Origin of the sequence: Peptoniphilus gorbachii (genome assembly GCF_016908115.1) — a bacterium.
GTDB lineage: Bacteria > Bacillota > Clostridia > Tissierellales > Peptoniphilaceae > Peptoniphilus_A > Peptoniphilus_A gorbachii.
In genome coordinates this window covers 328,989-345,098 of the sequence record NZ_JAFBDH010000001.1, presented here as the reverse complement: position 1 = coordinate 345,098, position 16,110 = coordinate 328,989, and the positions used below count along the sequence as shown (strand labels likewise).

General features: G+C 34.2%; 8 protein-coding genes. 3 read left to right on the top strand and 5 right to left on the bottom strand.

Going from position 1 to position 16,110, the window contains the following annotated elements:
- Nucleotides 1-177: 177 nt before the first annotated feature.
- From JOD41_RS01625 to JOD41_RS01605, 5 genes are all read right to left on the bottom strand, one after another.
- Nucleotides 178-1,485 (bottom strand): TniQ family protein, encoded by a 1,308-nt coding sequence (locus JOD41_RS01625; RefSeq protein ID WP_205051307.1) that lies wholly within the window; start codon nucleotides 1,483-1,485, stop codon nucleotides 178-180.
- A complete protein-coding gene (locus JOD41_RS01620; protein ID WP_205051306.1) occupies nucleotides 1,482-3,131 on the bottom strand; it encodes an ATP-binding protein in 1,650 nt (549 codons plus the stop codon). The genes JOD41_RS01625 and JOD41_RS01620 overlap by 4 nt, the downstream gene beginning before the upstream one ends.
- Before the next feature lie 21 nt (nucleotides 3,132-3,152).
- Complete coding sequence (locus JOD41_RS01615; RefSeq protein WP_205051305.1) at nucleotides 3,153-5,357, bottom strand: integrase catalytic domain-containing protein; 2,205 nt, start codon at nucleotides 5,355-5,357, stop codon at nucleotides 3,153-3,155.
- A complete protein-coding gene (locus JOD41_RS01610) occupies nucleotides 5,296-6,009 on the bottom strand; it encodes a TnsA endonuclease N-terminal domain-containing protein (protein ID WP_205051304.1) in 714 nt (237 codons plus the stop codon). Before JOD41_RS01610 ends, JOD41_RS01615 begins: the two co-directional genes overlap by 62 nt.
- 110 nt (nucleotides 6,010-6,119) lie before the next feature.
- Nucleotides 6,120-8,090 (bottom strand): TniQ family protein, encoded by a 1,971-nt coding sequence (locus JOD41_RS01605; protein ID WP_205051303.1) that lies wholly within the window; start codon nucleotides 8,088-8,090, stop codon nucleotides 6,120-6,122.
- A 165-nt stretch (nucleotides 8,091-8,255) separates the two neighbouring features.
- Between JOD41_RS01605 and JOD41_RS01600 the strand changes: the two genes are divergently transcribed.
- From JOD41_RS01600 to JOD41_RS01590, 3 genes are all read left to right on the top strand, one after another.
- On the top strand, nucleotides 8,256-8,975 hold the full coding sequence (locus JOD41_RS01600; protein WP_205051302.1) for a hypothetical protein: 720 nt from the start codon (nucleotides 8,256-8,258) through the stop codon (nucleotides 8,973-8,975).
- 136 nt (nucleotides 8,976-9,111) lie between these two features.
- Nucleotides 9,112-9,789 carry a hypothetical protein gene (locus JOD41_RS01595; RefSeq protein WP_205051301.1) on the top strand — a complete coding sequence of 226 codons (678 nt, stop codon included), beginning with the start codon at nucleotides 9,112-9,114 and terminating at the stop codon, nucleotides 9,787-9,789.
- Between the two features lie 832 nt (nucleotides 9,790-10,621).
- Nucleotides 10,622-15,913 (top strand): Spy0128 family protein, encoded by a 5,292-nt coding sequence (locus JOD41_RS01590; RefSeq protein WP_205051300.1) that lies wholly within the window; start codon nucleotides 10,622-10,624, stop codon nucleotides 15,911-15,913.
- The last annotated feature ends 197 nt before the right edge of the window (nucleotides 15,914-16,110 follow it).

Here is a 16,110-nt window from a genome sequence, read left to right as displayed (position 1 = left end):
GGATTTAAATTGAAATATATAACTTAAGTAACCCTATATATTCCACTAACAAACTTTACGTAGAACTTAAATAACCCCATACTTTTAGTCCACTCCAAATAGATATTATTTGGTTTTTTTAATTTTAAAAGTAGATAGCAAAATACCCCTAAGACTTTCGTCTAAGGGGTGCTTTTTTTAGGTTTCTGTGTCTTTACAATGGGGACAGCTTAGTATATATCTTTCTCCAAGTCGTGTTGTAGTTGTTTGCCCACATTTTTTACAAAAGATATGAATCCTGTTATCTTCTATACTAATAGTAAAGGGAAGATTCTTTAGAGTATCCGCATTTACCAATCTTTTTCTGTTCCCATTTCCTTTCACAGCACTTGCTCCCATAATTGTATCCACTTGACCGAAAAATAGAGTTGACGGCTTGACTAGGAGTATGTGTCTGTATTCTTTATCGTAAAGTAGTAGAAAGTAGCTCTTTTTTATGGCGTGAAGATATAAGAGTTTGAATCTCTTGTTATATCTTTTCCTAAAAAGCTCCTTGATTACTTTCTCATCAGGTTTTCCTTCTCTTGCACATGTGCAAGCGTAGGGAACAGATAATATGTCTTTGGTAGAAATAAATTCTTTTCCGCATATTAAGCATTTGCACCTATAGATATTATCACCTAAGTCTTCTATGATTTCATAATCTTTAGCTTTTACCTTCTTTATTGGATCTGAAGGATAGTGTCCATTTTTAAGGTAAAAAATAATATTTTCCATGATATCATCTAAGGGTGAGGTTGAGCTATAAGATATTGAATTAGGAATGTTCACCCATATTTCTGATGCAAGGGTATAGAAAAAGATGTAGTCATCTAGTTTCTTTAACCACTTGTCTTTTAATTCTTCATTATCTTCTAAGTTTAGTAGCAGATAGAAGAATTCAGCGATTTCTTTTTCTTTTTCTAAGTTTTCTTTTATTTCTATTTCTGTTAGCTTCAGTCCCTCGCCATTTTCTCTTACGATCGATAAAGGTGTTCCATGTTTATGACATACCTTTACTCTGTCTAGCTGATGTGACCTATGGTAATAATACTCTCCATACTTTTCCTCTTCTTCTTTTTGGCAAAGAGGGCATATTTTTAGCTCTTTTATAAAGTTGTGGTTAAAGGTCGACCGTATTTTTTGTCTTAACTTAAAATCTGACAAGCAAAATCCTATGGTTGTGCTTCTGATTTTATGGTCTATGAATGGAGAAATCGCATTGTAGATGGTTGCTTTTGTAAAGAACTCAAAGGGATCTGTTGAACCTGTTAGGGCTATGAAGTTACCTAAGTAGTAAAGGCTGTCGTATCTATATTCTATATGGCTGAGTTTTCCATTTCTAAGTTTTAATATATTTTGGCAAAGGTCTGCGTTTGTTATGAGGTTATCTCTAGCTATGCTTAGCATATAAGTGTGGGCCAACTCATCGGGGTAAAGGGGTCTTAAATAAGGAAATCTTTTCATTCTTCACCTCTAGTGATTTTAGCTAAGCTTTGAGGTATATCATTAACTTTTTTTGCTTTTTTAGGCTTGCTATTTAGTTGATTGACCACATCCCTTGTTAAACTAGCTTCTGTTTTTCCTTGAGATTCTTTTCTCGCTAGAACGGTCTTACATGCGGTTCTTATTTCTTCTTCTGAAAAATTAGAACCCATTACCATAGCTATACTTCTTGTGATGTTATTTAAAAGATCTCTTTTTAATTCTTGGTCTGTCTTATAATTTAAGGATACTATTTTATCTAATTCTTTTTTTACTTCTATTTGAGCCAACGCTTCTTCCTTTCTTGTATTGGATTGAGTTAGTACTTTCTTAGTTGCAGCTGCTGAAAAATCTTTATCTAATCCTCTTAGTATTTTATCAACACCAGAGAAGTACTTAGCAAATACACTTTCTACAAACTTACCGTTTACTTTTGGTTTTCTTTTCCTAATAAGATATTCAAAGTTTATCTTCTCATAGAGATTTACCATGAGTGCGATGATTCCATTGGTACAGTTGTAGATGGTTGAGACAAATTCTTGAAATGCTTCGTTAGTTTCTCCGTAAGGCGGTATGTCAATCATATCTTTTTCATTAAACCACTGAAATCTTAAGAGGTTTCTAACAAACATCTCACTAAAAGCAATGTCGCCAGTGTAGGAGGATGCTGTAATAGGCAAAAACCTTCTTGTCATATGAAGGGAAGAAAACATGTTATCATAAGCCTCTTCTGTACCACATAGGATGAAGCCAACTTTAGTGTCATTGGTAATTTGTAAGAGTTTAGAATAGGTTTCCTTGTTATTTTTATTAAAGTCTAATGACTGAATTTCATCTATTGCTATGACACCTATGTTAAAAAGGTTAATCAGCTTTTTGATAAGACCAATTTTTCTGTCATAATTAGCCATTTTAACTACTTGATTGTAGTAGTAAAAGTTGTTATTTCCTATAGCTATGTCTATCTGTCTGCAAACATCGTTTAGCACGGCGCTAAAGTCGTTTTGAGAAGATGCGTTACTATTACACATAATGTATAAAAGCTGAGGGAAAACATGTCCTTCGCTTTTGTGCCAAATCACTTGAGGATAATGGCTAAACATAGTTTGTAGCATGGATGTTTTTCCAGAGCCTGCATAGCCTAAGAGGGAGAAGCCAGAAGGTGGCGCTTCTCCCAATTTTCCATAGGCAAGTGTTTCTGTCCATTCTCTTCCATCATGTTCTTTATGAGTGTCTTTTGTGATTTCGTATTCTCTTGACCTATAAACTCTACTTATGAGGTTGTAGAATATTGCATCTAAGTTCTTTTGTATAGGAAGGAGAATCCTTAGACTATATAGGTCATTAAGAAGAGCTATTTGTTCAGATAGGGGTCTTCTTATAAGTTTGTCGTGGTTAAATTCTGGAAGATCTACATTGGCATCTAAGATTAATCTATCTTCTGATCTCATCCTTGGTAATGCCTCAACAAAGATATTTCCTTTGTCAAGCTGTGAGATAGGAGGAGTGTAGATTGCGTCTACATTTTTCCCGTCTCTGTTTTCATATTTTTGAGAATAGAACTCTTCATTTGTTTCATATGATTTGTTTTCTGTATATTCATATTTAAAGTTTTTGAAATTTTTCATGAAATCCTCCTCTTTATACTTTTACATTGCTGATTCGAAGTCTTCTAACCATTCTTCATAAGAACTGTACTTACCAATGTCACTAGATGTTTTTTCTTCAGCTTCTGGTAGGGCTGGTATTGGGTCTTCTTCTAACTCTATTTGATTAGAAATTCTACCTTCATAGGCTCTTTCCAACTTTTCAGCTTTTCTATTTTCTCTTATTTTTTCTTTAGTAACTTTTTTATCTTTTTTAGGTTTGTTTTTCTTAGCATCCTTTACCATGGCATCTGCAACCATAACACCTGCTGCTAAAAGATCTTCATTGGAATCTGCACCTTTTTTCTTTAGGTCTTTTTCCAATGCTTTTAATTTCTCAGCCTCTTTAAGAGTTTTGCCAAAATATATTCGGTTAGAAGCCTTATTTGGGTTAAGTGGAAGAAACTTAAGCTCTCCTGAATCCAAATAGTAAAGTTTTGAAACGTCTCTTGGATCAAGTCTAAGGTCTAAGTGCTTTGTTTTATTTCTTTCTTGCATCTTTACAAATTTAGGCTCACCTTGCACTGAGTAGTAAAGGCCTTTAAATACAACCCCCTTTATGTTTAAAGAAGCCTTAACTTTATTCATCAAGCTATAGTAGTATGTTGACTTATCAATGATTTCCCTTGGTCTTAGTTGTTTTTCCTCTGTGTAGTATCTCCATAAGTTATATGGGTTAAGAGCTATATCTTTTTCAAGTAATTCTTTGTCGTGAACAGGGTAGGCTCCCATGGCTTTGAAGTTATGCTCAGCAACTGCCAATAGAAGGTATTTTTCATACTCGTCTAAGGTTAATACAGCGTCTTTGTGGTGGGTGCTACCATAGTCTTTTGTAATGAGTCCCGATTTCTTAAAAACATCTTTATGAGCAATTGCAAACTCGCCGAAGGTTCTTTCTACAAGTCCCTTAGCAGATCCTACACCAGGAGGTGCTATTTCATGCTCAATTTCAAGTCTTGAAAGAGTATCTCTGAACATATTTGATTTAAAATCTGAACCGTTATCTGTAACAATTAGGTTTGGTAAGAATGGGTCGGGTAGTGGAATCTTCCATTCATCTAAATGAAGGCCGTTTCTTTCGAATTTCTCTACCTTATCTTCTGCAAGACTCATAAATAAATTTGAGAGGCCTATAAATGAGTTAACTTCATATCCAACTGAACATGCACAAATAAGTCTTGTGTAGCGGTCAATCATTAAATATACAGTGGCCCTACCTACAGGCTCGTTGTTAATTCTATCTACAAGGGCTACATCTGCTTCCCAAGCGTCTATTTCTACTATATCGCCAGGAAATCCTGTATTGGTAAGATTATCAGAATTAAGAGCTCTATAGTTGTTGTGGTAGTAAAGTGAACCTTTTGTACCAATTATCTTGTCTTTTTTACCTAGTTTACTTTCCACGTAATATCTAAACTGGGCGAGAGTAGGTCTTTGATCTTTATTTGTCAAAAGCTTATTCCCATCTTGAAATGCATTTTCTAAAACTTGAAGACTTGCACAATAACGAATATAGGCTTGTGGAATAGTTAGTCCCTTTCTTACCATTTCTACAAAGGGCTCAAAACTTTTCTTTATCTCATCAGTTAAAATTACACCTTGAGGTATTATATCTCCTTTGGAATTTTTAGCTTTTCTTCCTGTAAGTTCTTTATATTCATAGGGCTTGTTTCTTTTTCTCCTATCACCAAACACTTCCGATCTTTTAGAGAGAAGGGAGTAGTCTTTCATTCCTGAACTTAGATATTTAGTAATCTTTCTTCTAAAAAGGTTGTAGTCCATATTACAGCTTTTAGCCAATTCTTTTAGATGGTTTTTGTTGGTTTTACTTACAATATAGGAAAAATCAGGAGAGTAAGAGGCTACTATTTCATTCATAGCAGCCTTTAGAAGTTTGAATTCTTCTAACTCTTTTTCTGATAAAAGATCTTCATCCACAATTACATGATCTGTATCTTCAACAGGATAAAGTTTACCTTCCTCAATTTTTTTGAAAACTTCTTCAGAGCTCATCATAACAATTACGAGTGTGCGTGAACCTTTTTTACAACAATAAATGTTCAAATCTCTGTCATATCCTAAGACAAAATATTCTATATCTAGGTAGTTTATAAGTTTTCCAGTGGTGTTAACTTCTTTATATATCTCACCAACATCTAATGTCTTTTCTTCTCCAATTTCTTTTTTCGTCTCTTGTAAAAATTTCATAAAGCTGATCAACCTCCTTTTTATATAGTTTTAATAGTTCTTGGTAGTTGATTTCCTTATGCATGTCAGTGGAAATCTTTTTGTGTGTTAGTAAATACCTTAAAGCATCTACATCAGACTGAATGTCTTCTGGTTTATTGATTTTGGTAACAAGTCTGATGTTTTTTACAAGAATTGGATTTATGTTGTCGGCAAAGATAAGCTCGTACCACACCCCTTTAGATTCCCAATATGTTCTTTCAATCTTTAGAAGTTCCTGAGATCTTCTTTTTTCAAGATCTTTTTCATTCATTTTTACTGATATAGCCATGTGGCTATAAACTGGGTCATTAATATCTAGGAAAAAATCTGTAGACATGTGTCGTTGGGGTTTTCTATATCCTAAGTCATCTGCAATTTGCTTCGTTTCATCTAAGTCCAAAACATACTGTTCTTTAATGTCTAAGACATCATCATCCCAAAGAAGGAGAAAGAAGACCTTTGCTTCGGAGTTAGAAAGCATATGAACATCTCTTCCTGTTTTATAGTTTTTAGCGATAAACGATGATCCTACAGATGACTGCTCGTGAGCCATTATCCATGGAACATAGTCTATACCTTCACCTTGGCACCTTTTTTGTTTTAATTTAGTTTTTTCCTTAATATGGCGCATATTGTTTTCACATCCTTTTATTTGTTCTTTGCTAAAACTTATCTTTAGGTTTAAAATGAATTGATTTTCTTTGCCAAGGGTAGAGGGGAGAGCTCATTAAAGGTTATTTGTTAGTCTTTATCTTCTATTTTGTAATCTTGAACTAAGCTGTAGAAACCCTCATCCTTTTTGACAAGACCCAAGGACACAAGTCTTCTAAGGTTTCGTTGTGTTTGGTTTTTAGTCCAACCCCTATCCATAATGTCCCTTGCTTTAAAAGCCTTGCCATTAAAGTGTTTTTGTAACTCTTTAAAGAATTTCCCGCCAACAGAAATTGGTCTTTCTATATCCTCATTAGTATTACAAGGTAGTATTTCTGATGCTGTAGGCCTTGCGAGTTCTTGTAAAACAAGTTTTTTCTTTAAGGTGTAGACCTCATCTGTAACAGTGTTTAAGATTTCTAAATCCTTTGAAGGTAAGAAACCACTTACCATATATGCCCCCTTAGACCTTGCACTTACATAAGCACTAATATCATCTTGGGATATGGTTCCATGACATAGAGGACATCTCTGACCATTAAGAAAGTATGAAGCCCTAGGATACTCTGTAACCAAACCACAAGGCTTATGCCTAATCTTCACAGGTCTTCTGTCTCCCATGAAGTCTCCAACAAGTTCATATTCGTCGCCTACCAATCTTTTCATCTTTTCTACAAATTCTGGAGTTTTAGATGTCTTTTCTAGCTTTTTACAAGTTGGACAAGACATGCCTTTTCTTAAGAAATCGGCAAAGCGCCTTTCTACAGTATGATTACAAGTTGTGTGGAGAAATTCTGCCTTATTTTCTAAAGTTGTGTAGTTTAGCACTTTCCATGTGGGATCAACCTGATCTACTTTTTCTTGAGCTTCATCTTGGGTAAGTCTAGATAAGCATTTAGGACAGCCTCTTTCGTTGTAGTAGAACTCTATTGGATTTGATTTAAACTTATGTCCACAAGAGTGTTTAATTTTTACCTTTTGTCCTATTCCCTTAAAGGGAGATAGAAGAGTAAATTCATTGTTTGCAATGCTATTAAACATTCTTTCATAAAGTTCTTTGTTTGTAAGATTAGTGCAGTCTGGACATCTTAAAGAAAGTTCTTTTAGTCCATGTTCTGTTATTAGAAAGCTTTGAGCGCAACCCTTGTGCCTTATCTCCATTATGTTTCTTTTATATGGGCTTATTAGTTCATAACCTTGTTTAACTATTTCTTCTGGAAGAACTTTAGGTGCTTCTTTTTTGATATATCTCTTATAGATTCTTTTGAAGGTAAACATATCTCCAAAAATTGTAATGAGATTTTTCATAAGAAATTTTTCGGATAAGAGCTGTGGACTTGATAGTATATATTTGGCATCTCTATCATAAATTGGTTTGTGATCCATACTAAACATGGCTCTTACATTGTCAATGGTTTTTAATTTAAGTTCTTTTACTCTTATTTCAATCATCTTGTGAATATCTTTTACAGTTATATCAAAGGCAGAATCCATAAATTCTTTCGCAAATTGTGCATGTGCTACATCAATAGGTTCTATGAAATAATTAGGCTCTTCACCCATAACTATGTTAAACATTTCTTCACCGTTGTATTTTTTATCAAGTTTAATGAGTCTGCATCCATGAAGGTGGCATACATCTACACCAGGTAGTTGGTGAGCTCTATGAAGATAGATTCTTGGGTCTTCTTTTGCACACTCTGGGCAATACTTATAACTAGGAACATTAAGACCCCATTTACCAATAGGTGATTCTTTATCAAAGCCAGTTCTTTGCGCGTATAGTATTTTCTCTTGCTTTTGCTTGTTAAAAAATGGTGCAAAGAAGGGATAAAGACTATGCTTTTCATAAACCATAAATTGATTGTCCTTGTAGAAAGATCCTAATAAGAGGTCTCTACTAAATCCAAAACTGTCTCTTGCCAATAACTGACCTTTTGACCATTCCTTTGAAAAGTCATTTCTGTTGTTATAAAGATTAGCTTTTGCCATTCTAAGCTCCCATGAAGTTAGAAGTTCATCATCTTCGAATGGAATTGTAATTGGAATTCTTTTTTTCATTTTTTACCTACACTTTCTGTTTGTTATTTGTTCTCTTACTCAACGGAACAATAGAGAGATAATAAAAATCCATTTTTTGAATGGAGTTTTTGTTTATGTTAATATACTTATTTGTCTCTTTTTTAGTGTATAATTGAGATATCTCAACTACCGAAAGGAGAACCTATGGCAGAGATTAACTTTTACTTTATACACTTAAATCCTTGTTTAATTAAATTTTCAAAGGAGAAATCAAGGATTATAAAAGAAATATTTGAAAACTATAAAGAGAAAATAGATAAATCGGCTACCTTGGGGGAGGTGCGTTTGTTCTCTTTTTCTCCTAAAAATAACGACGCTTACTCAGAAATTTTAGAATGCTATATGCCGTTTATGAAGGATCCTTGTGTTCTGATTTGCTATTCTGTCTTTGATATAGCCCCTACAAATAGGGTCGCCTATGGGAGGGTGTCTTACGCTCTTTTATCAGACAAGATTAAGACTTTGTATTTTTATAACTATGATCCTGTTAATGATGTAAGAACATATCATGACACAATGTTTAAGTTGTTTAAATACACATCTAACCCATATGAAACACCTGGAACCAACGAAAGAAAGCCTCAAAGCGCCCTTAACAACGACGAATTAATTAGAGATATTATGAAATTAAGAATGTGCTCACCTCCTGTGAAATACGAAGACCTTGCTAGGGTCTCAGGTTTAAAAGATTCAACCCTAAGGAAAATAGGAAGGTACTACGAAAACTCGAATGTTCGCGGGGTGGATATAAGCTTATCTCAAGAGGAGTATATCCTAGATTTAATAAAAAGGAGAAACACGCGAAACTTCAAAAAGTATAATACTATCGAAGAAACCTTCCATCCTTGGAGACAAGAAAAGTAGACTAATGTATTAACATTAAAGTTGATACATAAAAGGGGAAAAATAAAAGCACAAATTTTTGTACCCTTTTTTGTCTATTTTCTTGTATACTTAATTATATACTAAAAAGTATAAAAAGAAAAGGGCGAACTTAAAAATGGAGAAAATTAACATTTATCAGATGAGCCTGAACCCATGTATGATTGACTTAAAAGTAGAGAAATCAAAGCTTTTAAGGAGGGTTAAGGCGTCTGTAGAAAATAAATATAAAAATGTGGAATTTAATAAAATTAGGATGCATTCCTTCAGACCTTTAGACAATAAGGGTTATGGAAAGTATACCGACTTTCGCTTGGATGAGATTGAAGGTCCAGCGATATTGGTTGTATCATCACTTTATGACCTCGACAAAAATGGAGCACAGGCTTATGCGAGACTTAATTATGCTCTCAGCTTAGATAAAATTAAGGCGGTTTATATCACCAACTATAATGTTGATGTTGATGTCACGAAGTACATTAAGTTCTTGGATAGGGTTTTTAGGGAAAGCAAAAGTATTAGACCTAAACGAGTGGAGGTTCCAGAAGAATTAATTGAAGCTATAGGTGATCTTAGAAGAGTTTCTCCTCCTGTTATGCTATCGGATATAGCAGCAGTGACAGGTTTGCAGGAATCCATGGTAAGGAAGTTCGCATCTCAAGCTGTTGTTGGAGCTGGGAGAGGTGTGAGTATAAGCTCTAGGCAGGTTAAGTTGTTACAAGACGCTTTAGAACTTGCCAAAGAAAAAGAATTTAAAAGATTTGAGATTCTTGAAGAAGAATATATCGAGGAGTAAGCAAGATTGTTTATTTTTGTCTGTGTGGAGAAAATAATGATTTTGTCAATTCTGATATATGTAGTAGTGAGTGGCCAAGGGAGTGTGGGTTATCCACAGTAGCGGGCTTTACTTGTCCTTTTTGCTCTTCAAAAAAAGAATCTGACATATACTCTATACAGACACAAAATGTCTAACTAAGCATGCTGACTAAAGACTTGTACTGACCTGTAAATTTGTACCTCTTTAGTCTCTTCTCCTTATTGAAGCCCTAGATTCTCTCTAGGGCTTTTTTGTGTCTATTAAAGATTGTTTTTTTACTCTTTCTTCTTACATATAATGAAGAATAAAATCTGGTAAGGACTTTTGCAATGTTTCCGAGGGGTATGAGCTTATTTTATGCAAAAGTTCGTGACTTTATCAATGACCTAAAGAAAAGATATGGAGTAGAACGAAAGAAGACAACTTAGGCTGTTTTTTATGCCCCTATTAAAAAAGATTCTGACATATATATTACAAGCATGAAAAGTTCATGCTCTCGCTATTTATTTTAGTGAGACAGGCCAAGTGAAGAAAAAATCTCCTTGGATAAGGACCTCCTTGAGGGGTCCTTTTCTTATATTTGTCAGTGTAAAAAGATTTTCTGACATATATAAGATGAGTCGATAGACTCGGAGCAGACATAAATTATACCCTCTTTAAGGTGTCAGGGGTCTCGAACCGCTAAGAGACTCCTTGATACTTAAGAAAAAGAATGTCTGCGGGTTACTAAGTAAACATGTCAATTACAATAGGCCTAACAGGTCAAGGTTTTATTGTTTGAGAAAATTTTATTATTGAGGAGGTATCTTTTATGTTTGGAAAGAACATAAATATAACAAAAAGGATCTCAGCCTTTTTACTAGCGCTCATAATGCTAATAGGTGCATTACCACTTAATGTGTTTGCAGAAGGATCGCAAGGTAAAACAGCTAATCCGATTGTGATTGATTCAAACACAATCAGTGAAGACGGTTCTAGTGGTGAGTCTAAAGACCCTACTACAGGACCAACGAAACACACTATTAGTTTTAACCCTAATGGTGGTACAGGAGATATGAAGTCTGTTGAGGTAGCTGAAGGAGAAGAATACTCTCTACCTAAAAACAAATTCAAAGCTCCTGAAGGAAAAGAATTTAAGAACTGGCTTATGGATAAAGAAGAACTAAAAGAAGGTCATAAGTTAGTTGTTACTAAAGACATTGAGCTTAAAGCCAATTGGAAAGATGTAAAAGTTAATCCTGTTAAAAAGGCTTTAAATTCTTTAATCGGTAAAGATGACAAGGAAGAACTTGACATCAGTAATGTTAATGTAGGTGATGCCGTAATGGCTGGAAACAATACTACAGAAGGCGACCCAGAAGGAACCGTCACTTCTAAGGATGGTAAGACTAGGATTACAAATTTTGAAGTTTCTTGGTCTGGTTTAAACGCTGACACAATAAGAAGATCAGCAAAAGAAACTATATCTAAAGGGATGTTTGATTATGGTAACGTCATAAGATACGAAGAAACACCATTAACAACGATGAAACTTCAAGTAAATTGGGCTATTTCTGGAGAAAGGTTTTATGAACCAGGAATGGTAAGGTTAAAAGTTCCGAGCTATATATTGTTTGATACCGCAGATGGATCAAAAAGTGATGTGGGTTATAGGTTATCAGGTTACCCTGTCCCAGAAATGAAAATTAATTCTGACGGTAGCTATAACTATAACGCTGATTACGGCAAGGCTACCTTTGCTTATGTAGATGATAAAGAAAATAACACAACTTATATTATAAACACTAAAAAGCTAGCTCCAGGCAACAGTGGAACTTACACAATAGATTACGGATACTTATTTGATGGAAGTAGTCTTAAATACATGCTTGAGGGTAATGTTAGGAAAATTAAGGATGGGTCTATTGCTAAAATAGAGCCAAGTATTGAGGTAGTGTTAGATAACAACGAGAAATTAGAAAAAGTAGATAAAAAACTTTATGTTGAACAAGACTTGTCATCCGAAGTGAGAGTAAAAAAATTTGGTAAGTTTTATGAAAGCTGGCAAGACGAATGGGGAACAGTTGCAAAACCAGAAAATGATAAAGATTATTGGTACGTAGCTTACGAAATCCAAGGGGCTGTAAATTCGCACTTACAAAAATCAAAAATTGTAATTGAAGACCTTATAGAAAACGACCAGGAAATTGTTGCTCTAGCACCTTTAAAGAAAATAGATTTACAAGAGTATATTTGGCAGAAAAAAGATACATCTAATTATGCTGAGAATTTATATGGTGATTATGGCCTCACAGGTCACAAGTTGCTTTCAGCACCCGAAGAATTTAAAGCAATAAAAGATGTCAATGATAAGGATTACGAGACAGTATTCGATTATGACAGCCCAAGGCGCTATAAAGATATAGATATTTTTGGAATGTACGTAATAGCTAAAGTTGATTATAAAAAACTGGGTTTAGGAGAAAAGGGAGATAAGTATGAATCCCACAGGTTTAACAACACCGCTAAGGCAACTATGTATCCTTTAAATAGTGATGATGGTCCAAAAACAGATGAAGCTATTGCCTATGCATACTATGAATATACTCCTCCTAAACCAACTGTTAACTTTACGGCTCCCCCTGGAGATAAATTGTCATTAAATAAAAGAACTTATCTTGGCCCTATATTTTATAAAGATGGCAAATATAATGATGAGCATAACTTTACTGACAAAATAAGCAAAAAAAACAACAGTGGAAGTAATTATGCAGAAAAAGGTATACCAGGTGATTTTTCAACTGGGAAACAACCGTCAAGCCTATATAAAAATATTTTTGGTGAAGATCTAGAGGTAAGATGGCGAATAGATGGCAGCGCAAGAATGGCTAATCAGACATACGACTCAAGCGTTGGGGATAAGGATAACAAAGATGCATATGGAAAGAAAAAATATAAGTTATCATTAACCGATGAGTATTTATATTTGGCAGATGACTATACAAAAGAACTTAATAGCGAAGATTATGAGCTTAAAAACTTAACTCTTAGCGTTCAGGGTTATAAGTATGATCAATATGATCAATATAGTAAATATGAATATAGAAAATCTACCGATGAAATTATCGGTTCACTGTATCTTAAAAAAGATAGTGATTCTAAATGGGAAAAAGTAGCAAATGTCAAATTTAAAGGTTATGAACCATGGGTTGACGGGGATAATACCTTGGTGAATGTGGAACCTATCCATGAAGGGGTTACTTCCAGCAAGTACGGTAATTATGGATACACCATGATTCACTTGCCAAAAGGTTATTCACATGTAAAACTTGATGTCGAAACAAATCTTGTTGGACTAGACATGTCATTAAGACCAACTGGTGTATTAAAAATGACCTCTCCTAGTGTTAAAAAGTATATCGAAGATTCTAAAACAGATGAATACGATATGGATATAATGCTAAGAAATGACGGAACCTTAGCAGCATATTCAGGCGAAGGTAATCTGGTTGGAATACATGGCACTAGCAAACGTGATGGAAAAATCGACAGGACCCTAGATTTAGACTTGCAAAACTATGGTAGTGAATTATATCATGACAGCTCATACATTGTTTTTAGAAACAAGCCAGCTCCAAAACTTAGTTTTTCAGAAAGTTTAAATAAGAAGATTGGAAAGAGCACTAACAATACTTTGTTACAAAGATTTGAAATTCCAGTTTCTTTGAGATTTAGTATGTTTGTAGGCAACAAGGAACACTATAAAGAAAGTGAATACATGAGATATGAAAGTCATGGAAAGTTTTATGATTTGTTGCCATTGGGAGTTACTGGAATTAAGGATTTGAAGATTTTAAAAAGCAATAAGGGAAACGATGATAGGTGGAATTATCGTTTTTACAACACTAAAGACAAAAAAGTTTCTTTTGAAATAATTGAAAACTGGCATAATTCTGGAAGGAATATGCTTGTTATAGACGTAAGTGGGTTAAAATTAGGAAATAAAAATTTATATGCCTATTCGTTTGCTGATAGTATGGGCTATGAAGTTTTATTCGATATGATTTACCCTTGGGATTCCTATAAAGATTTTGGGCCAGAACTAAAAAATATAGTTGCCTATGAATCAGGATCGGATATAAATAATCTGTATTCTGGATTACCTGACAAACCTGACGATGAAACAATTAAAAAATTTAAAGACTATAACATTGAACAATTAACTGACTTAAATCTAGACCATAACGAAAAAAGATTTTATTACGCAGCGGATAAAACATCAGTGTCAGGCAACACAATTGCAAACACTGGATTAACAAAATTCGTTAAAGATAGTAAAGACCCCGCTTATTCGTTAAAAACTACTACAAAAGAAGGCGGTTCTTACTCTTACAACATAAGGCTTCAAGCTATTAAAGGTACAAGTGTCAATGATTTGATTTTTTATGACTCTATAGAAAACTACAAACTTCTAAAAACTGATGCTGACTTTGGAGTTAAAAGATGGAGAGGAACTCTAGACTCAATAGATGTAAATCATGCAATCACTAGGGGAGCCAATCCAAAGGTTTATATTTCTAAGATAGATGATCTGCAAATACAAAGCAATCAAAACCTTAAAGATAGTAATGTGTGGACTTTATATAAAAAAGGTGATGATTTATCAGATGTTAAGGCTGTAGCTATTGACTTAAGAGAAAAGCCTGATGGTTCACCTTTTAAACTAGGCGAGGAAGAATCTATTAGTGTTACACTACACATGAAGGCACCGTGGAATGTTAAGGAACATAACATTGATTCAGAAGCAAAAGCTATAAATGACATTTACGCCAATACAACTGTAACTACTGTATTAGACGATGTGTCTAAACATAAGCTAATAAACACAGCTTACACTGCTGTTGATCTAAAACCTGTTACAACAGAAACACAAATTAAAGCTACTAAGAAACACTTAGATAAAGAAGGCAAAGACATAGCTCTTAAAGGCGATGACTTTAAATTTGAATTAAGAGATTCAAACAATAAAGTCCTTCAAACTAAAACAAACGACAACAAAGGAAACATCACCTTTGACCCAATTAAATACAATTCTTGGGATGTAGGAGAATACACATACAAGATTGTAGAGGTTAATGGAGATAGTGAAACAACAGCCTACGACAGCCATGAAGAGATCGTTAAGGTTAAGGTTGAAAGATCTGGAGACTCAGAACTTAAAGCTACAACAACCTACGATAAGGACGGCGCAGCCTTTAATAACCATGAGGTAGACACAATTACAGCTTCCCTTGAAGCTAAGAAGGTCTATATCGGTAAAGGCGGTTTAGAAGAAAAACCAAAAGCTGGAGCTTTTGAATTTATTCTTAAAGACGCTGAAGGTAAAGAGGTAGCTAAGGCTACTAATGATGCTGAGGGTAAGGTAGTATTTGAAGGATTAGAATTCAAACCAAATCAAATCGGTGAACATAAATACACTATTGAAGAGGTTAAAGGTAAAGATCCTACAATCGAATACGACAATACTAAAAAGAATGTAACTATTAATGTAAGCCTAACAAAAGACTTTAAATTAAAAGCTGATGTAGTTTACGACAAGGGAGAAACTCCAACATTTACTAACACATTAAAATCAGCTTCCCTTCAACTAGTTAAACTTAAAGATGGCTCAGATCCATTTATCTTAGACGAAGTAAAAGATAAAAATGGAATCTTAACATCATATAAGGTTCCAGAAGCTCAAAAGGATAGTGTCCTTGATGGAGCTGAATATAAACTTTATAAACTAACTGAAGGCAAAGAAGAACTTGTAGCTACACTCGTTACAAAAAATGGTATATCTCAAGTGGTACAAGACATTATGCCAGGCAAATACAAGCTTAAAGAAACCAAAGCCCCTAAAGGCTATACTCTAAACGATAAAGACCTAATCTTTGATATTACAGACAAAGATGCTGGAACAATAGTCGCTAAGTTTGCTACTGATGATGGTATCATAGATATGCCATCAACAGGTGGACAAGGCACTAAAGCCTTAATGATAGGTGGAGGTATTCTTGTAGCTGTAATGACAGGTGCATTAGTTGTAGCAAACAAAAAGAAAAAAGAAGAACTTAATAAATAGTTTTAAAAACAAAACTTAGACCTATTAAGACCCTAGATTAAATTCTGGGGTCTTTTGTTATGTTTAAAACCTCTTGTGAGCTCGTATTTTAACTTATATAAGGTCTTAATGTAAAAGAGATATAATTATACCCCTAAGAATTAAAGTTAAAATAAAAGCCCTCTAGAGCGAAATAAGGCTAATTGAGGTATATCATA